Below are 19,871 nucleotides of genomic sequence, written 5' to 3' on the forward strand. Positions count from 1 at the left end.
TGCTTAGGATTGGACAATTCAGGTATAATTAAAAGGATTAAACTAAGCAGATGGGGGCATCCGAATGATACAAGTGTTCGTATATTTACACGTGCTGTCCGCTATTCTTATGGGGATTTATCTCATGTTTCCGTTCCTGTCCATGCGGGTTCAAGCCTTGTCCGGTTCGGCGCAGTTCGGCTTTTTAAGCGTGCTGTTCGCAGCGAATCGGGCCGGCCAGCTGGCATTGGTTATCGGATTGTTGTCAGGCGGATATTTGGTCAGCAAGCAGCATTACAGCGTTCTGTGGATGGTTCTGGCTGTCGTATTGTTCCTGGCATTGGGAGCATTAACCGGAGTGCTGGGCAGCGCTATGCGCAAAGCTTTGGCTGATCCATCCGGCAGCAAAATCAAGGACCATATCGGTAAAATCAAATCGGTTAGCGTGATCGCAGGGATTGTTTTCTTTGTCCTCGTCACCTTGATGAAATTCCCGTTCTACGCCAGCTAATGGCAGATAGGCAAAAAAGCTCGAAGGTCAAGTAAGGCCTTTGAGCTTTTTTTATATTATAGAACTTATCAATTCAGGTGCCTCCCCAAAGTACCAGAGTCAGCTTCGAAGCCTGGGCCACACTTTATGAGATGATTTTACTTGCGGGCCTATTCATTCATGTTCAAGTCGTTCTGAATTAGAGTTACGAAGCTTGTTCTTAGAATATACGGTCATAGCCTGCTTCAAGAAGGCAGCCTCTTCTTCCGGAATATGATAGGCTTGCGCTTTCCGCTCATCGGGCAGCGACTGGAATTCGGCCCAAGTCCTCCTCATTCCTTCCTTGATCACGCAAGCAAAATAACCCCACAAAGTGAGGCCTTGGCTTCGAATCTGATTCAGGTACCTTGCGGGGAGCCCCGAAATTTATAAATTCTGGCGTGTCAAAAAAGCTCAGGGATAGGTATCCCCAAGCTTTCGCGTATTATTCCTCGGACAATTCGTCCAGCGTCTTTTCCAGACTTGGTGCCATATGCTTCAGGAAATACTCCATTTCCGGCATGTTCATCTCCTGAATGGAGTGCTCGATTTGCTTCTTGGCGCTGCCGAACTCCTTGTTGCCCGCCGATAGCTCGGTCACGCATTTCAAATAAGCGTCTAACAGATCGGCCGCCTTGACATAACGCTTCAGCTCCGGATCCAATCCGGCGGATTTGGCGTCGATCAGAGGCTCGTACACGGGCTTCAGCTTTGGAGGTATCATGTCCAGCAGGCGCTCTGCCGCCATCTGTTCGATGTCGCGGAAATTGGATAATATTTTGGGATTATGATGCTTGACCGGCGTCGGGATATCCCCTGTGAACACTTCCGTAGCGTCATGGAACAAGGCCATGCTGACAATGCGGTCGGTCGGAACGTTGCGGTTGAATTCCTCATTGGCAATGGTGCAGAGCACGTGAGTCAGCAAAGCGACATGAAACGAATGCTCCGCCACATTCTCCTTAACGATGTTGCGCATGAGGCTCCAGCGTTCAATGTAACGCAATCGATACATATAAGCGAAAAAATGACTGTCCATCCAACTCATCCTATCCTGTTTACTACTTTATCACCGGCGTCTGCCGAGCGGAAAAGCTTTGTACAGTAGGATTATACACGATTTGCGCTCCGATGACAGTTTCCAAATCTTTTAGCGTGATAAATAGTTGATGATTCTTCGTCCATAACGCCTTCTGCAGCGTCACCGGCTTGGCGGTATTGCCCGGATTATTGCCGGCAGCGGCGATCTTCTGGCTGTTGACGGTTCCGGTCCACTGGCCGGTTTTATACTGAATGGTCACCGTATTCCCGTTTACGGTGGCTTTGCCTCCCAGCTGCGCCATCGTTTCCACAAGAGGCAGCTCATTGGTTGGCGGTGTGAGAGCTACAATGCTGCGAACAATGGAATTATGAAGACCCTCGGGTGTAATCAGACTGTTCCCGGCATTGATTCGCGGGATTTTCATCGCATCGACATCTCTTGTCGCCATTTCCGGTATGATCGTGAATGCGTATTTAATTCCGCCTTGGCGGATATATTCAATGGCTTTATCATCATAGAAGCCGTAAGGATAAGCTAAAGTGTCGGGCGGCTCGGGGTCCACCGCGCTTAATTTGGTTATGCAGGTCTGGGTATCCTTAATGACACGCTGCTTGTATTCTTCTTCCGTCTCCTTCTTGCCGTTGGTGACCAGCCTGCCGATTAATGCGGCGGAACCGTCGGGCAGCTTATGGTGAAAATCATCCGTATGACATTGGGCGTCAATGAAATTCGTATCGCTCGTCATCTCGGTAATCTCGTCCTGGGATAATGAAGGGATGTAGCTGGCTAACGGATTCTCCAAATCCTTCGTTATGACGAAATTAACGGCAGGGATCCGCATGCTTTTCAAAATAGGGTAAGCGTTCACATAGAAGCTCTCATAGCCATCGTCGAAAGTGACCAATACGGCGTTATTCGGCACGGAGGCCCCGTTCATGAACTCCTTGAACTGGCTCAGCGTAATGAATTGGTAGCCTTTGCTTTTCAAAAAGGTCAGCTGATCCTGAAACAGCTTGGTGGTGATAGTGCCGAAGCTTTTGGCATCGTCATCCACATGATGATACATAATGACTGCAACCTGGTCCTTATATAGGACATTAGTCTTGGCGGCTTGCAGGGACGGAAGAACAAGGCAAAGCCCGAGAATGCTTAATATAACGGCCCTGATGACGAGTTTTCTCATAGCTGTGAGACTCCTTATACGTATAGTCAAAAGTTCCTAATTACGTGTAGTTAAGTATTCTATGATCACTAGTAAATTCCTGCTGTAAGGTTAGAAATCTAAATAAAACTTTAAGGGAGGCGACTTTCTGGAGGATAAAGGGACGTGAAGCCTTACAGGCACTGCATTTCACGGTTTTTGAAGCTGGCGGAATGTGCTATTATATACTTATGCATCATTGTATATATTGAGCAGGGCCTAATTTGGAAAGGGGATTATATCATGCAGCATTTTCAAGACAGCGTCTATAAACTGATTGTCGAGACATCGACCAATCTTCCGGCGGACGTCCGATTGGCGATTCAATCGGCTCAGGAGCGCGAGGATGCGGGAACGCGTTCGGCCATTTCCTTATCTACCATCGGGAACAACATCGATATGGCGGAATGCAACGTATCTCCTATCTGTCAGGACACGGGGATGCCGACGTTCATCATTCATTGCCCTGTAGGCGCGAATCAGATTGTCATGAAAAAGCAAATTCTAGAAGCTGTCGCTCAAGCGACTAAAGATAGCAAGCTGCGTTCGAACTCCGTTGATTCGTTGACCGGTTCCAACACAGGCGACAATCTTGGACCAGGAACTCCAGTCGTTCATTTCGAGCAATGGGAACGTGATGAGATTGAAGTCAAGCTGATTCTCAAAGGCGGCGGCTGTGAGAATAAAAACATTCAATACAGTCTTCCGACTGAGCTGGAAGGGCTCGGCAAGGCAGGCCGCGATCTGGACGGTATCCGCAAATGTATCCTGCATGCGGTATATCAGGCACAAGGTCAAGGCTGCAGCGCGGGCTTTATTGGCGTGGGCATCGGCGGCGACCGGACAAGCGGTTATGAGCTGGCCAAGCAGCAGCTGTTCCGTCGCGTGGATGATGTGAATCCAATCGAAGATCTCCAGAAGCTGGAAGATTACATTATGGAAAAAGCAAATACGTTGGGAATCGGTACCATGGGCTTCGGCGGCCAAGTTTCCTTGCTCGGCTGTAAAGTGGGCGTGATGAACCGTTTGCCTGCAAGCTTCTTCGTCTCCGTTGCTTACAACTGCTGGGCTTTCCGCAGACAAGGCGTTCTGCTGGATGCGAATAGCGGCGATATCAAGGAATGGGTATACGAGAAGGGCGAGACCGTCTCGATGAAGAAGGAAGCGGCAGCGAGCGCAGAAGCGTCCGAACGCCGTGAAGTTGTCCTGCAAACTCCAGTAACGGAGGAGCAAATCCGTCAGCTGCGTGTAGGTGATGTCGTTATTATTAACGGACCAATGTACACTGGCCGCGATGCTCTGCACAAATATTTGATGGATCATGATGCTCCAATCGACTTGAACGGCGCTGCGATTTACCACTGTGGTCCGGTCATGGCGAAGGACGAAGCCGGCGAATGGCACGTGAAAGCGGCAGGTCCTACGACAAGCAGCCGGGAAGAGCCTTATCAAGGTACGATCATTAAAAAGTTCGGCATCCGCATGGTTATCGGCAAAGGCGGAATGGGCGCCAAAACGCTGGCCGCTCTGCAGGAGCATGGCGCAGTTTATTTGAACGCTATCGGCGGTGCCGCTCAATATTACGCTCAATGCTTCAAGAAGGTTAACGGGGTCGATTTCCTGGAATTCGGTACTCCGGAGGCAATGTGGCATCTTCAAACCGAAGGCTTCGCCGCTATCGTAACGATGGACTCCCATGGCAACAGTCTGCATGCTGAAGTAGACAAAAATTCCCTGGAGAAGCTTTCCCTGCTCAAAGAGACGGTTTTCGCCTAAGATGAGAGCATTCGGATTAAGGCTTAATGCCATCATAGAAAAATATTTATCTCTAATTGTCCCAGTATCCTTGATACTTGGGTTTCTTTTTTCTGCGCATCTTAACGGACTCACAGGATGGGCGCCTTATTTGTTCGCCTATTTGACCTTCGTAATGGCTACCGGCTGCAGCTGGAGCCAAATTAAGCAGGCCTTCCGCATGCCCATCCCGATGCTGCTTATTTTTACGGCTGCGCATATTATCGCGCCCATCGTATCTTACGCTCTGGGCAGCGCCTTTTTTGGCGCCCAATCGCCTTATGTGGTGGGATTCGTACTATTCACGGTTATTCCTCTCGGAGTATCGTCCGTGATCTGGATCGGGCTCTCGAAAGGCAGCGTTCCGCTAGCGTTATCCATGATCGTGATCGATTCGGCTTTGAGCCCGTTCGTCATTCCGTTCGAGGTGTCCGTGTTTTTTGGAGCGGAAGTGGATTTCGATCATCTCAAGGTCATGATGGATTTGATCAAAATTATCGTTGTCCCGACGGTTCTGGGGGTTATCGTGAACGAGCTGTCGCGGCAAAGATTCAAGGAATGGTCGGCGCCGTTCTGTGCTCCCAGCTCCAAAGTGGCCATGGTGACGGTCGTAGCGATCAACGCGGCGGCTATTCAGCCCTATGTCATCCAAATGAAGCATGACATGGTGGTCGTCATCCCGTTGGTTGTGCTGATGGTTATCTTTTGCTATTTGATCGGCTTTGCGTCCATGTTCGTGATGAAGCGGCATGATATCGTCGTCACCGTCGCCTATTCCTCCGGAATGCGCAATATTTCACTAGGCCTGGTGCTGGCGCTCGCTTATTTCGAGCCGTTAACGGCGGTGCCGGTCGTACTGTCGATTCTTATCCAGCAGCCTTTTGCAACCCTAAACTTCTGGTGCCTGAAAAAATACGAGAAGTCCCGTCTTTACAAAAAATTAACTGGTATTCCTCCTGCTGAACAGCTACGCTATTGACTATACTGTCTATTAAATGAATGAGTGATAGCGGGGAGGACAGCATGGCAGTAAGGCTATGAGGCTCCTGCACATAGAACGTCCTGCAAGTCGATAAGCAGCCTCAAACGGAGGGAATTATGCAAAAATTTCGAGTTCGTCTCACCTTGCTATTTATTGTGCTGATCGGAGCCTCGATGCTGGCAGCCGGACTGTTCATGTCACGGATGCTGAAGGAGTCTCATATTGAGGCCCTGAAGACGAATATGGATAGAGAGCTTAAGGTGATCTTGTTTACCCTGGATTGGAAGCAGGAAGGTACGGAGAGCGAGCAGATGCGATACTTCACCGATCTGGCGAAGCAGCTGAAGCAGTCTGCCGATGCCCGCGTGACGTATATACGAGCCGATGGCAAGGTGCTTGGGGATTCGGATTCGAATCCGCAGGAGATGGAAAATCACTTGTCGCGAAAAGAGGTAGCCGAGGCGGCCAAAAACGGGGAGTTCGGCTCCGACATGCGGTACAGCACAACGATTCAGCGCAATATGCTCTATGTTGTCGTTCCGGTCAAGGACGGCCCAACCATCAAAGGCTATGCCCGGCTGGCTATGAGTCTGGAGGATGTAGACGCATCGATCCGCAAGGTTTGGTATGGCATCCTGATAGGCTTGCTGACGGTTTTCGTTATTGCTGCTCTAATCAGCTACAGGGTTGCATACGGCCTGACCCGCCCCATTGAGATGATTACAAGAGTCGCTAATCAGATCACGAACATGAACTACAAAGCCAGAGTGCACCTTCGGAAAAAGGACGAGGTAGGTCAGCTGGGGCAGGCGATTAACCAGATGGCGGACAGTCTGCAGCTGCAGATGAACCGGATTCTCGAAGACGAGAGCCGGTTGAAAAGCGTCCTCGAGAATATGATCAGCGGGGTCGTTATGATCGACCGCGACGGGAAAATTGTGCTGCTGAACCCATCGGCGGAAGATATCCTCGGCTTCTCCGCGCAGGAGCTGCTGGGCAAAAAATTCGACGAAGCGAAGCAGCAATATGAGTTTACGCAATTGATTCAGGAATGCATCGACTCCCGGGAGCTGATCCGGGATGAAATGATATTTTATTACCCGTCGGAGCGCATATTAGAGATCAACCTTATCCCTATCTCCTTGAACGAAGAGGAGTGGGCGGGCGTGCTGATCGTGCTCCATGATATTACGGCTGTCCGGCGTCTGGAACGGATGCGCAGCGAGTTCGTCGCTAACGTATCCCATGAGCTCAAAACGCCGATTGCTGCGGTCAAAGGCTTTGCGGAGACGCTGCTTGCCGGAGCATTGAACGATAAGGAGACGGCGAGGTCGTTCCTGCAGATTATTTTTGACGAGAGTGAGCGGCTGAACCGGCTGATCGGTGACATCCTCGAGCTCTCGAAGATCGAGTCCAAACGGATCCCGCTGCAGTTCTCTCCGGTGCATATGCATACGTTTGTCGGCAACTGCCTCCATGTCATGAATACGGAAGCGATGAAGAAATCGATCTCCCTTGATATGCAGGTGGATGAGGACATGTACATCGAGGCGGATGAGGACAGGCTGCGGCAAATTTTGATCAACCTTTTATCCAACGGGATCAATTATACTCCTGAGGGCGGTAAGGTGAAGGTGAAGGTAGAGCCTATCGATCCTATCGGAGATGATTACGAGCGAATTCTTATGACGATCTCCGACACCGGGATAGGCATTCCCAAAAAAGATCTGCCCCGTATCTTCGAACGGTTCTATCGCGTGGATAAAGCTAGATCCCGCAGCTCCGGCGGAACCGGTCTGGGTCTATCCATCGTAAAGCATCTTGTAGAGCTGCATAAGGGAACCATTCGTGTGGAAAGCGAAGTGGGGATGGGGACCCGATTCATCATTGAGCTGCCTGTGATTCATTAATTGTATATAGAGGCCTTATGGATTTTTCAAGATTCCATAAGGCTTTCTTAACATTGGTGCTTGAAACGGTAGCTGGAGGGGCATCCCACCGGAGTATATTGGCAATAGTTCTAGCTCTATAGGTTTCTCAGCAAACTTACCCAATATTTGATGCCAGGGGGCAAAATTTTTACATGAAATTAACACTTTACATTTTGCCAACAAAACTAGGCTATGATAAGCTTGTCTTATTAGAAACTAAAACGGGGGATTCCCATGACGCAAAAAATTTTAGTTATTGAAGACGAGCCTACGTTAGCAAGACTGCTCTCTTATAATCTTTCTCAGGACGGGTATGAAACGAAAGTGGTCGATCACGGCAGTGAAGGGCTGCAGACCGCACTTCAGCATGCTTTTGATTTGATCATTCTAGATATTATGCTTCCGGGGTTGAACGGGTTTGAAATCTTGTCCAAGCTTCGCCAGAAGGGCAATAAAACGCCGGTCATCATTTTGACGGCACGGAATGCGGAGGAAGAAGTCGTACAAGGTCTGAAATACGGTGCGGATGATTATATTACGAAGCCCTTCGGAGTAGCCGAGCTGCTGGCGCGCGTCTCGGCGGTGCTGCGCAGGACGATGTCCGAGGAGCAGCTGCAGGATAAAAATACGACCGGGGAAAAGGTCATTACCGCCGGCGATTTGTATATTTACCCGGAAAAATATGAGGTTATGCTGAACGGGGAATCCATACCGCTTCGACCGAAGGAGTTTGAGGTTCTTCTCTATTTGGTTCAACGGCCCGGAGTCGTCGTCACACGGGATGATCTGATGAATATCGTCTGGGGCTTCGACTATATCGGCGGACAGCGGACGGTGGATGTGCATGTCAGCTCTTTGCGCAAGAAGCTGGAGATGAATCAGCAGAGCGTACAGATTGAATCGATTCGGGGAGTCGGCTATAAGCTCGTCACCTCCGTGGTGAAAAAAGCATAGTTGCTGAAAAATAGAAGCGGGCCTGCTAAGGTGGCGCTTCTTTTTTTTGACTTACTTTAGTTGGGTTCACCGAAAAGTACCCGAATCAGACTCGATGCCATGGCCCGCATTAAAGTTGAAGCTGTTGAGGAGCCCTGGTTTCGAATGACGATGCTTTTGCCATTTCCCGGGAAATTTCTGTCGATTGCTGACGACTGGATGCGGCAGGATGATTTGGAAGCGAATCATTATTTCATGACAAAATCGGATATAATATCAGCCAGATTAGAAATATCTTTTCGGGACATTCTTCACTATACTATGGCTAAGTAAGGAACAAGTTCATGTGAGAGACCGTACCCAAGGAGGACGAACAAAATGTCTGCTAAATTTAGAATAGGGATTATCGGCTGTGGCGGTATTGCCAATGGGAAGCATATGCCGGCATTGAAAAATCAGGCTAACGTTGAAATGGTCGCGTTTTGCGATGTTGAGCTGGAGAGAGCTCAGGAGGCGGCAGCCAAATTCGGAACTCCGGATGCCAAAGTATATGAGGATTATAGAGAGCTTCTGAAGGATAGCTCCATCGATATTGTGCATGTATGCACACCGAACGATTCCCATGCCGAAATCTCGATCGCTTCGCTTGAAGCGGACAAGCATGTCATGTGTGAGAAGCCTATGGCCAAGACAGCCGCTGACGCGCGCAGGATGGTGGAAGCTGCCAAGCGCACCGGCAAGAAGCTGACAATAGGGTATCAAAACCGCTTCCGTTCCGACAGCCAGTACCTGAAGAGAATATGCTCCGACGGCGAGCTGGGCGAGATCTATTTTGCAAAAGCACATGCCATTCGCCGCCGTGCCGTACCGACCTGGGGTGTGTTCCTGGATGAGGAGAAGCAAGGCGGAGGTCCGTTGATCGACATCGGGACGCATGCGCTGGATCTGACCCTTTGGATGATGGACAATTATAAGCCAAAAGCAGTATTGGGCACGGCCTTCCATAAGCTGTCCCAAAAGCATGATGCAGCTAATGCTTGGGGCTCGTGGGACCCGGAGAAATTTACGGTGGAAGATTCGGCGTTCGGAATGATCACCATGCAGAACGGTGCGACGATCATGCTGGAATCCAGCTGGGCCATCAACATGCTGCAAACGGGAGAAGCCAAAACCACCCTTTGCGGCACGGAGGGCGGGGCCGATATGCAGGACGGTTTGCGCATTAACGGTGAAAAGCACAGCCGCCTGTTCATGAATCAAATTCAGCTGGATGCCAAAGGCGTAGACTTCTACGACGGGAAAAAGGAAAGCCCGGCCGATCTGGAAATGCGCTTGTGGCTTGAAGCTGTCGAGCAGGATAAGGAGCCGGTTGTTACGCCGGAGCAGGCCTGCGTCGTTTCGGAAATACTAGAGGCGATCTATGAATCGTCGAAAACAGGGAAGGCCGTCTATTTCGACTGAGACCTGTTACAGCATAACGAGCGAAAGCCCGGGTTCCTTCCAAAATAGAAGGCGCTCGGGCTTTTTTACTTTTTTACGCAGAGAGGGGGGCGCTCACGGCTTTTTCACATGTGAAGAAGGGAGAGGTTTGATTGTGGTCGGCTACTTGCCTGCCTTGCCCTGGACGTACGAGGCATTGAACAGAAACAGCCTCATAAGCAAATACAGCGAAGGGATGAGCAGCAGCAGGCCTGCAATAAAGGCGATGATCAGCGCAATGCCCATTTCCGGGCTTGTGACGCTCTCATGGATCGAAACGATAGGATACAAGATGTACGGCAAATGCGCAGCTCCATAGCCAAAGAAGGCAAAGAAGAATTGCAGCATGACCAGAATAAAGGATAAGCCCAGCCTTTGCCGCTTCCAAATCAAATAGGTTGCGATTAAGAAACAGACGAGCGAGAGCACGAACATCCATGCATAATGAAGCATATTGTCAAAGTGCCACGGATTATGGCGGTATATGGCAAAGAAGACGAGCAGGCTTGCCAGAATCGTTGGGGCGCTCCAGCCGATAGCGAAGCCGCGCAGCACTTCCATTGCCTGGCTGTCCTTGGCTTTATTGGCGTAGTAGGTCAGAAACGCTGCAGAAATAAACAGAATACTGACCAGCGACAGCACCACGACGGACCAGGCGTAGGGACTGGTGAACAGCTTGCCGTACAGAAGGTTGACCTGTCCGTCCTGCTCCTGAATAAATCCTCCTTCCGAGAGGGTCAGCACGATGGACAATGCCGCCGGAATGAACAGGCCGCTAGCGCCATACAGCAGCAAATAGATGCTGTTGTCCTTGGCTCCGTAAGTGCTGAACGCGTAATAGGAGCCGCGAATGGCAAGCAGGATGATCGCAATGCTGCCGGGCAGCAGCAGGGCGGTACCCAGGTAGTAGGCCGTATCAGGGAAAAAGCCGACGATTCCGACCATGAAGAAGATGAGGAATACGTTCGTAACCTCCCACACGGGGGACAAATACCTCTCGATGATGCCATGCACGAGATGCTTCCTTCCCGTAATCGTACTGTAATAACTGAAAAATCCGGCGCCGAAGTCAATCGAGGCGACGATCAAATATCCATAAAGGAAGATCCAGAGTACCGTGATGCCGATAATTTCGATATTCATCTCATTTCGCCCCCCTCCAGGCCTCGTCCGGCCAATTCCTTCTCTGCCGAGTTGCTCCTGAACATTTTGCGAAGCACAGCCCATACCGTAACTCCCAATACCAGGTACAATAGGGCGAACAGCAGCAGCATCCAATCCACATTCGCGGATGTGGTGGCTCCGTGCACGGTTTTCATATAACCACGGAGAATCCAGGGCTGCCGTCCGACCTCGGCCAATATCCAGCCGCATTCGATTGCAAGCATAGCCAGAGGTCCGGAAGCCACAATACAGCGCAGCAGCCAGCGGGGCAGCTCGCCCCCCCCGGTACGGCGGGCTCCTCGGGCGAACAGAATGTACGCCAGGCACAGCACGATCAGGAGGCTGCCGATGGCCACCATCATATCAAACAAGTAATGAATATAGAGCGGAGGCCGCTCATCCGGAGGAATGTCGTTCAATCCGGTTACAACGGCATTCGGCTTGCCGAAGGCAAGAATACTCAAGGCGAATGGAAGCTTAAGCCCATAACGGACTTCATGGTTTTCATCGAGAATTCCGCCGAGGACCAGCGGAGCCCGAGCAGTTGTCTCGAAGTGCCATTCCGCGGCGGCAAGCTTCTCCGGCTGATATTCGGCAAGGAACTTGCCGGACATATCCCCGATGACGGCCGTCAGCACGGAGAACACTAGTCCGGCGAGCATCGTCAGCTTCAATGCTTTGGTGTAATATGCATGTCTTTTCCCTGCGAGCAGCGATACAGCGGCGATGGCCGCCAGCAAAAACGCGCTGGTCATATAGGCGGAGGACAGTACGTGAGCGGTCTTGCTAGGCGTGGCCGGGTTAAACATAGCGACCAGCGGGTCGATATCGATGATGGTTCGCCCCTCCAGCTTGAAGCCTTGAGGCGTATTCATAAAGGCGTTCACCACAGTAATAAAAAAAGCGGATAACGAGGATCCGATAATGACCGGGATGACGATGGAGAAGTGGGTCCACGGATTGCGGAAACGATCCCAAGTATATAAATAAATGCCCAGAAAAATAGCTTCAAAGAAAAAGGCGAAGGTCTCCATGAACAGCGGCAGAGCGATAGCTTGACCGGCTATCTGCATGAAGCTCGGCCACAGCAAATTCAGCTGCATCCCTATGCAAGTTCCGGTGACTACCCCTACGGCGACGGAGATGACGAAGCCGCGTGCCCAACGGCGGGCCAACAGTTGATAGTGAGGGTCCTTCAGCTTGATTCCAAGAAACTCCGCAATGGCAATCATCACGGGAACGCCCACCCCGATCGTGGCGAACAGGATGTGAAAGCCCAAGGTAAGCCCTGTCAATATGCGACTGTACACCGCAGGATCGTAGGACATCATTATCAGCTCCTTATGTCATTAGGCAGGATATGGATTATTGTTATCCATTTCCTCCAATGTTAGTATAAGTATATGAATGTGATTTAATTCACATGGAATGAGGGAATGGTGCTGACGTTGACAGACGCTTTGAACGCTGATATGTTGAACGAAAAGCAGGCCGGCAAGGAGATGTTCATCGATTATTCATTATGTCATGAGTAAGGAGAAGCGATTGTGTATAAAGTGCTGTTGGTAGATGACGAAATGTATGTAAGGAAGGGCTTGATGAGCTTAATCGATTGGGAGCAGCTGGGCTATGTTATCGCCGGGGAGGCGGAGAATGGCCAAGAGGCTCTTGAGCTTATAAAGGAGCTGGAGCCGGACCTGGTCATCATAGATATCCGTATGCCGGTTCTTGACGGTTTGGACGTGATAAGGACTGTGGCGGAGCAGGAGGGGAGTCAGCCCAGCTTCATTATTATAAGCGGCTACCACGATTTCAAGTATGCACAGCAAGCGCTTCGCTACGGCGTTGTCGATTACATATTGAAGCCGATTGACGAAGAGGAGCTCCAGAGCACTCTGCTTAAGCTATGCGATACGATCAACATGAAGAAGCTGACCCGGATAAGCAAGGGCAGGCGTGTCGGAGGATCGGTGCTGGAGCTGCTAATCCAGGGACAAGTGAAGCAGGAGGACGAACCGGAGCTGCTATCGGCCCTCCGTATGGAGGGGGCTGCCCGATTCTGCTGCGCTCTCATTGAGCTGCGCTTGAAAGGGGATACATTTCCGGCGCCCCGACAGGAGCACGTTATAGATTGCATTCTTCAAGTGTTCAATGTGCCCGGTATGTCCGTTGACCGAATTCCTCTGATACAGCATGCTGACGGTAAATACAGCCTCCTCATCCACTACGCGTGGCTGGAGAGCTTTGACCAGAGACTGGAGATCAGCCTTCGAGCCTTGCAGGGAAGCTTAACGAAGCTGGCCCAGGGGACGGTAACCATCTTCGCCGGAAAACCGGTGAGCAGGCTGACGGAGGTGAGGGAATCCTTTGTAACCGCTGGTGAGGCCGCACAGTATCAATTTGCCATGGACGGCGAGACGGTAATCATGTATGAGCAGGTACAGGGGATTCCGCTGTATGCGCTCGATATCGATGCGGAGCTGTATAAGCAGCTGATGGACCAGCTGGAGGAGCAGGATCAGGAAGCCTTGCTGCGCACGGTGGATCATATGTTCCACCAGTTTCAATATAAGCGCTTTGCGCCCCGTGCCATCGGGAATACTATCGCCCGCTGCGTTATCAGCGTAATTCAGCTGGTCAAGGAGCTTGAAGGCGATGAGAAGCCCCTCATAGCATTGCCGGAGATTATGCAGTGGCAGCAGATGAATATAACGCTCAAGGAGCTAAAGGAGCTGCTTGTCCGATTTTTGGTCCAGGCGTCGGAATATCTTGATCAGCTTCGTAAGGAGCAGTCCAAGGGAAGCATCCATAAGGTGAAAAAATATATTGAAACCCATTATGCCGAGAACGTCAGCCTCAAGAGCATTGCGGCAGCCTTCTATATGAATCCGGCTTACCTCGGTCAGCTGTTCCGCAAAACCTACGGCGTCTATTTCAACGATTTTTTACTGCAGCTTCGGATTGAGGAAGCCAAGAAGCTTTTGCGCCAAACCGATTTGCGCATTTATGAAATCGCCCAGACGGTCGGCTTTCAGAATGCAGACTATTTTGTGACCCAATTCGAGAAGCGCGAAAGTGTAACGCCTACTGAATACCGGAATAAAATCATCGGACACTAAAACCAAGGCGGCGGCAATCATGCTAAGATTATTTTTGAATAATGTCAAGCTTCGGAATAAGCTGCTTTTGATGTACTTCTTCTCTGTGTTTATTCCGATTGTATTAACCAACGTTATTTTTTACTACGTCACCACGAATAACGTTAAAAATCAGAAGACCCGGGACGCCGTGACGGCTATGGAGCAAACGAAGAGCGAGATTCGGAATTTCATCGACGAGGCGGTAGGAATCACCTACCTGTTTTATACGGATACCGTGTTTAATCAGATGCTGGATGAGGATTATTCCAGTAACAGCGAATATATCGAGGCTTATCAGTCCTATATTCGACCGTCCTTTTACCGGGTATGGCAAGCGAATAAGTCCGTTAAGGAAGTACAGCTGTTTGTCGATAATCCGACGATTTTGACCTCAAGCAATATCGATCATATTTCGCAAGAGCTTCAAAAAACAGATTGGTACATAACATTGTTTCGGACCAAGGTGCCTTATCCGCTAGTTTACAAATCCGGCAATACGTTAAGCCTGCTCCAGCGTCTCGACAATTATGCTTATTATTCCAATTATCTCAAGCTTTTAAAGGTGGAGCTGAATATGCAGACGATGCAGGAGCTCCTTCAGCATTCCGCCTTTGAGGGTAAGCTTTACCTTGTGGACCCGCAAGGGCGGATCGCGTACTCTAACGATGGTTCCGTTGATTGGGCGAACAGCAATATTTCCATGGCTTCGCTCAGCTTTCCTGATCAGCGTGTTCTAACCTTCCGGTCAGATTATCAAAATATCAATTATTTAAACGGCTGGAGTCTGCGCGGGGTTATGGATGAGGTCAGCATGCTGGAGGAGGTGCGTAAATCCGGTTCCTTCGTCATTATTTTGGCCTGTCTAAATTTCCTGGTGCCGTCAATCATCCTTGTGTTTATCGCCCGTTCCTTGCATGTGCGGCTGATTCGTATTTTGAAGCATATGAAAAAGGTGAAGAATCAAAATTTCGAAACGATTCCCGACGAGGAGTCCAGAGACGAAATCGGCCAGCTGATCGGCGAATTTAACAGGATGACCCTGCAAATCCAGAGCTTGATCGAGGATGTCTATATGGCAGATATTCAAAAAAAGAATTTGGAGCTTAAACAGAGGCAGGCTCAGCTGCATGCGCTTCACAGCCAAATTAATCCGCATTTTTTATTTAATGCGCTGGAGACGATCCGCATGCGGAGCTTGATGAAATCCGAGAAGGAAACGGCCCGAATTATTCAGAATATGGCCAAAATGCTCCGGAGGTCCATAGCCTGGGGACGGGACTGGGTTACGGTAAGAGAGGAAATGGAGCTTGCCTTATGCTTTTTGGAAATTCAGAAGTACCGCTTCGGTGATAGATTGGAATACCGTTTGAATGTGCAGGAGGAGGCGTACGGCAGCTCGATTCCCAAGATGTCCTTTCTCCCCTTTATTGAGAATGCCAGTATTCATGGTGTGGAGAAATCCCCGGAGAGCGGACTCATCTGTATTGATCTATACCTGGAAGAAGATGTTCTCGTATTCCGATTAAGCGATAACGGGATGGGCATTCCGAAGGACAAGTACGCGGAATTGATGGAATATCTTCACGAGAAGGACTCGTTCGGAGAGCATGTTGGAATCAAGAATGTATACACGCGGTTGCAAATGTGTTATGGCGATTCATTCGATTTTCGGATACAGAGCGAGGAAAACTTCGGAACGATCGTCGAAATCCGGCTTCCGTCAGGCGATGCGGTTACATGATGTGAAGGACAAGGGTGCGGCTGAAAGCTTTCCGTATCGGCCCCCCTTGTAAAATGTGTGAATAAGCATGCCCCACTTAGTGGGGTTATTATATTTTCATGCATTTTTCAAAGTATAATCTAAAGTTTGCCGGGTGAACAAGAAAACGATTACGAGCTATACTGAAAATGCTTACATAGAAACTAAATGGTGAAAGGGGAACAAATATAGAAATGGTCAAACGGAAAATAGCACTGGCCGGCTTAGCCGTGTCCCTCCTAGCTGCGACGGTTGCCTGCAGCAAACAGCCTGCGGCAGATAAACAACTAACTACATCCGACGATACAACACCGGTTACCTTCTCGTATTACAGCTTTTCGAGCGGTAAGGATATCATGGCTAACCAGACCGTGATAGGTAAAGAGCTGGAGAAGCAGACAGGTGTCAACTGGAAGATGGAATTTATAGTGGGAGACCAAAAAACGAAGTCCGGCGTCATGATAGCCTCCGGTGATTATCCCGACGTCATAGTACCCGAAGGCGAAATCGATAAGCTGATGGATGCAGGCGCATTCATTGCACTTGATGATCTGATCGAAAAGTACGGACCGAATATTAAACGGGTATATGGCCCGTACATGGATAAATTCCGCCAGAAGGACGGTAAGATCTATCACCTTCCGTTCTCCGCGAACCAAGGATATATCATGGACCCGAACATAGGTCAGGGTGCCTTCTGGATTCAGCGCTCCGTGTTGAAGGAGTTTAATTATCCGAAGATCAAGACGCTTGACGAGTACTTCGATCTCATTAAGAAGTACAAGGAGAAGCATCCGCAAATGGATGGCAAGGATACTATCGGCTTCGTTTCCTTTGCAGGCGTAGCGGACAACTTCTTTACGCTGACGAATCCTCCGATGCACCTCGCCGGATATCCGAACGATGGCGGCGTCATTGTCGATATGAAGACGCAGGAAGCCAAGATTTTTGCAGCTACGGATTTAGAGAAGCGCTGGGTCCAGAAGCTGAACGAGATTAACGCAGAGGGCTTGTTCGACCCTGAATCGTTTGTCGTGAACAAAGACCAATATTTGGCGAAGCTGACCTCCGGCCGCGTTCTTGGTTATTTCAACTACGGCTGGCAAGTAGGCGATGCTACGAACAACCTGAAGAAAGCAGGGATTGATGAGAAACGGTATGCTCCCCTGCCGATCGTATTCGATAAGGACATAAAGGATCAATACATCGATCCGCCGTCCTTCGTGAACAATCGCGGAATCGGAATCTCCGTAAAGGCGAAGGACCCGGTCCGCATTATCAAATATTTCGACAATTTGCTTAAGGAAGAGAACCAAATCCTCACACAATGGGGGATTAAAGACGAGACTTACTCGGTGAACGACAAGGGACGCTTCGTTATGAACGCGGATCAGATCGCCAAGCGTAACGACCCGGAATTTAAGCGCTCTTATGGCTTCCAATATTTTGAATACAGCTGGCCTCGGTATGGCAACAATTCCTTGCTGAAGGACGGCAACGCGTTCGCCGTAGGAAATCAGCCGGAAGTAGCTTCAATGAGCTATACCGAAGGGGATAAGAAGATTCTGGAGGCTTATGGCGCTAAAGTATTTACCGACTTGTTCGCTAAGCCCGATAACCGTCCTTGGTTCCCGGCATGGAGCATTAACCTGGGTCAAGGGACACCGGAACAGCTTTTCGGTCAAAAATCGGGCGACCTGCAGAAGAAATATTTGCCGAAGCTGATCATGGCAAAGCCGGAGCAATTCGATGCGATATGGAACGAGTATGTAGGTGAAATGAACAAATTGGATAAAAAGCAATATGAGGCGACCATAACCAAGGTGGTTAAGGACCGTGCGGCAGGCAAGTGGTAAGCAATATGCGATGAAAGGTTTTCGGAAGGCCGGCTTGCATGAACTCCGGCCTTCTCTTTATAGAAAAAGCTCGGAAAGGAGCAACATCAGGTGAGAAAGCATACAGATACGGCCATCCTGCAGGCAGGAGCAAACGCCTCAAAGCCGCAAGCGTCCCGGCTATCGCTTTTCTTTAAAAAGCTGATGCAGCAAAAAACGCTGGTTGTGATGTCGGTACCGTTCTTGATATGGGTGTTTGTGTTCAAATATGTTCCATTGTGGGGGTGGACCATCGCCTTCCAAAAATACCGGCCTGCGAGAAGCTTCGCTGATCAGGAATGGGTAGGCTTGGCAAACTTTCGGTTTCTGTTTAATGACGATGCGTTTTACAGGGTGCTGCGCAATACGCTTGTGATGAGCTCTATCAAGCTTGTGCTTGGCTTCGTCACGGCGATTGCCTTGGCGATTCTGCTTAACGAGCTGCGCCATTTGGTGTTCAAGCGGGTAGTTCAGACCGTCAGCTACTTACCGCATTTTATTTCTTGGGTCGTTGCGGCCAGCATCATTTCGACAGTGTTATCGCCGGAAGGCATCGTGAATATAATCTTGTTGAAGCTGGGATTTATTGAGGGCCCTGTGCTATGGCTTGGCAAGGGCGAATATTTCTGGGGTATTCTCGGAATGTCCGAGGTTTGGAAAGATGTAGGCTGGAATACGATTGTTTATTTGGCTGCGATCACGACGATCGATCCTTCACAGTATGAAGCGGCTGAAATCGACGGAGCCAACCGGCTGCAGCGCATTGCGTACATTACACTTCCCGGGTTGAAGCCGGTTATTGTCATTTTATTGATTATGAATCTTGGGCATATTCTGGAGTCGGGCTTCGAGCCGCAATACTTGCTCGGGAACGGGATGACCGTGGACTTCTCCGACAACCTTGATATATTCGTGCTGAAATACGGATTGAACATGAACAATTATTCCCTTGCAACGGCGGCAGGCATGTTCAAGACGGTAGTCAGCTTCATATTCCTGTTCGCTGCCAATTCGATCGCGAAGAAGCTGGGCGAAAGCAGACTTTTCTAAGGAGGCAGAGCAAGAATGAGCGACATTACCCCTTCGTCACGGAGATATTCCAATCTGCCGGACACCTTATTCGACATAGGCAACGTGATAGCGATGTGCTGTCTCATGGTTGTCACGCTGTATCCGTTTGTCAACATGGTAGCTGTATCGCTCAATGATGCGAACGATTCGATTCGCGGCGGTATCTACCTATGGCCTCGAATGTTTACTTGGAAGAACTACGAGTACATTTTTAATGAAGCAAGCATTTATCACGCAACCTTAATATCCGCGCTGCGAACGGTCCTCGGTACGGTCGTATCCGTGTTCTGCACGGCCATGCTGGCCTATACGGTCACCCGCCGGGAGTTTGTGCTGCGCAAATTTGTCACGCTGGCTTTCGTCTTCACCATGTACTTCAGCGGGGGCCTCATTCCGGGATACCTGCTGATTCGTGAACTGGGTCTGACGAACTCCTTCTGGGTCTATATCATTCCCGGTATTATCGGTGTATTCAACATGATCGTCATTCGCTCGTTCATCGAGGGCTTGCCGGACGGCTTGCTGGAATCGGCGCGAATTGACGGTGCAGGCGAATTTACGACCTTCATGCAGATTGTGCTCCCGCTAACGGTTCCGGCGCTCGCGACGGTTTCGCTGTTCGTGGCGGTTGGACAATGGAATTCCTGGTTTGATGTGTTCCTGTACAATTCCTCGAACACGAATCTCAGTACCCTTCAGTACGAGCTGATGAAAATATTGCAGACGTCGAACACATCCGCGAATTCCGGCGCTACTGCCGCCGACGCATTCGCTTCCGCTCAAAGTGGTGTTACAGCTGTAACACCGACATCCATACGTGCAACCATGACGATTATCGCCAGCTTGCCGATCATTATCGTGTATCCGTTCTTGCAAAAATATTTTGTCAAGGGCTTGACCGTAGGCGGAGTGAAAGGCTGATACATCAATCGCAATCGGATGAATTGCCTTTCTGCCTGCCCGTGGAGGTAGAATGGCATGCTCTTAAGCATT

General features: G+C 49.8%; 16 protein-coding genes. 11 read left to right on the plus strand and 5 right to left on the minus strand.

Annotation, left to right across the window (positions count from 1 at the left end):
* Positions 1 to 64 precede the first annotated feature (64 nt).
* Positions 65 to 490, plus strand: coding sequence for a hypothetical protein (locus B1728_RS01545; protein WP_079908413.1), 426 nt, complete (start codon positions 65 to 67; stop codon positions 488 to 490).
* 153 nt (positions 491 to 643) lie between these two features.
* On the opposite strand, the gene B1728_RS36060 is transcribed toward B1728_RS01545, so the two are convergent.
* The 3 genes from B1728_RS36060 to B1728_RS01555 form a co-directional block, all read right to left on the minus strand.
* A complete protein-coding gene (locus tag B1728_RS36060) occupies positions 644 to 805 on the minus strand; it encodes a hypothetical protein (protein WP_179135840.1) in 162 nt (53 codons plus the stop codon).
* A gap of 148 nt (positions 806 to 953) precedes the next feature.
* Positions 954 to 1,547 (minus strand): 5'-deoxynucleotidase, encoded by a 594-nt coding sequence (yfbR, locus tag B1728_RS01550; protein WP_079908414.1) that lies wholly within the window; start codon positions 1,545 to 1,547, stop codon positions 954 to 956.
* 22 nt (positions 1,548 to 1,569) lie between these two features.
* On the minus strand, positions 1,570 to 2,733 hold the full coding sequence (locus tag B1728_RS01555) for a polysaccharide deacetylase family protein (RefSeq protein WP_079908415.1): 1,164 nt from the start codon (positions 2,731 to 2,733) through the stop codon (positions 1,570 to 1,572).
* Positions 2,734 to 2,994: 261 nt separating this feature from the next.
* Here B1728_RS01555 and B1728_RS01560 point away from each other — a divergent pair, with 261 nt between their 5' ends.
* The 5 genes from B1728_RS01560 to B1728_RS01580 all read left to right on the plus strand — a co-directional run bounded on the left by B1728_RS01560 (position 2,995) and on the right by B1728_RS01580 (position 9,852).
* Positions 2,995 to 4,527 (plus strand): fumarate hydratase, encoded by a 1,533-nt coding sequence (locus B1728_RS01560; RefSeq protein WP_079908949.1) that lies wholly within the window; start codon positions 2,995 to 2,997, stop codon positions 4,525 to 4,527.
* A 130-nt stretch (positions 4,528 to 4,657) separates the two neighbouring features.
* Complete coding sequence (locus B1728_RS01565; protein ID WP_256865189.1) at positions 4,658 to 5,524, plus strand: bile acid:sodium symporter family protein; 867 nt, start codon at positions 4,658 to 4,660, stop codon at positions 5,522 to 5,524.
* A gap of 119 nt (positions 5,525 to 5,643) precedes the next feature.
* A complete protein-coding gene (pnpS, locus tag B1728_RS01570) occupies positions 5,644 to 7,437 on the plus strand; it encodes a two-component system histidine kinase PnpS (RefSeq protein WP_079908417.1) in 1,794 nt (597 codons plus the stop codon).
* A 255-nt stretch (positions 7,438 to 7,692) separates the two neighbouring features.
* Positions 7,693 to 8,412, plus strand: coding sequence for a response regulator transcription factor (locus B1728_RS01575; RefSeq protein ID WP_079908418.1), 720 nt, complete (start codon positions 7,693 to 7,695; stop codon positions 8,410 to 8,412).
* Between the two features lie 357 nt (positions 8,413 to 8,769).
* Positions 8,770 to 9,852 (plus strand): Gfo/Idh/MocA family protein, encoded by a 1,083-nt coding sequence (locus B1728_RS01580; protein ID WP_079908419.1) that lies wholly within the window; start codon positions 8,770 to 8,772, stop codon positions 9,850 to 9,852.
* Between the two features lie 141 nt (positions 9,853 to 9,993).
* Here the strand turns inward: B1728_RS01580 and B1728_RS01585 are convergent, their stop codons facing one another.
* Positions 9,994 to 11,013 carry a cytochrome d ubiquinol oxidase subunit II gene (locus tag B1728_RS01585; protein WP_079908420.1) on the minus strand — a complete coding sequence of 340 codons (1,020 nt, stop codon included), beginning with the start codon at positions 11,011 to 11,013 and terminating at the stop codon, positions 9,994 to 9,996.
* Positions 11,010 to 12,365, minus strand: coding sequence for a cytochrome ubiquinol oxidase subunit I (locus B1728_RS01590; protein WP_079908421.1), 1,356 nt, complete (start codon positions 12,363 to 12,365; stop codon positions 11,010 to 11,012). The genes B1728_RS01585 and B1728_RS01590 overlap by 4 nt, the downstream gene beginning before the upstream one ends.
* Positions 12,366 to 12,581: 216 nt before the next feature.
* Between B1728_RS01590 and B1728_RS01595 the strand changes: the two genes are divergently transcribed.
* From B1728_RS01595 to B1728_RS01615, 5 genes are all read left to right on the plus strand, one after another.
* Positions 12,582 to 14,153 (plus strand): response regulator transcription factor, encoded by a 1,572-nt coding sequence (locus tag B1728_RS01595; RefSeq protein ID WP_079908422.1) that lies wholly within the window; start codon positions 12,582 to 12,584, stop codon positions 14,151 to 14,153.
* A gap of 19 nt (positions 14,154 to 14,172) precedes the next feature.
* A complete protein-coding gene (locus B1728_RS01600) occupies positions 14,173 to 15,915 on the plus strand; it encodes a sensor histidine kinase (RefSeq protein WP_079908423.1) in 1,743 nt (580 codons plus the stop codon).
* A 212-nt stretch (positions 15,916 to 16,127) separates the two neighbouring features.
* A complete protein-coding gene (locus tag B1728_RS01605; protein ID WP_079908424.1) occupies positions 16,128 to 17,789 on the plus strand; it encodes an ABC transporter substrate-binding protein in 1,662 nt (553 codons plus the stop codon).
* 183 nt (positions 17,790 to 17,972) lie between these two features.
* Positions 17,973 to 18,857, plus strand: coding sequence for an ABC transporter permease (locus tag B1728_RS01610; RefSeq protein ID WP_079908950.1), 885 nt, complete (start codon positions 17,973 to 17,975; stop codon positions 18,855 to 18,857).
* Positions 18,858 to 18,872: 15 nt separating this feature from the next.
* On the plus strand, positions 18,873 to 19,799 hold the full coding sequence (locus tag B1728_RS01615) for a carbohydrate ABC transporter permease (protein ID WP_079908425.1): 927 nt from the start codon (positions 18,873 to 18,875) through the stop codon (positions 19,797 to 19,799).
* Positions 19,800 to 19,871 lie beyond the last annotated feature (72 nt).

The organism is Paenibacillus sp. 32352 (assembly GCF_002042965.1).
In the GTDB taxonomy this organism is placed as follows: Bacteria; Bacillota; Bacilli; order Paenibacillales; family NBRC-103111; genus Paenibacillus_S; species Paenibacillus_S vulneris.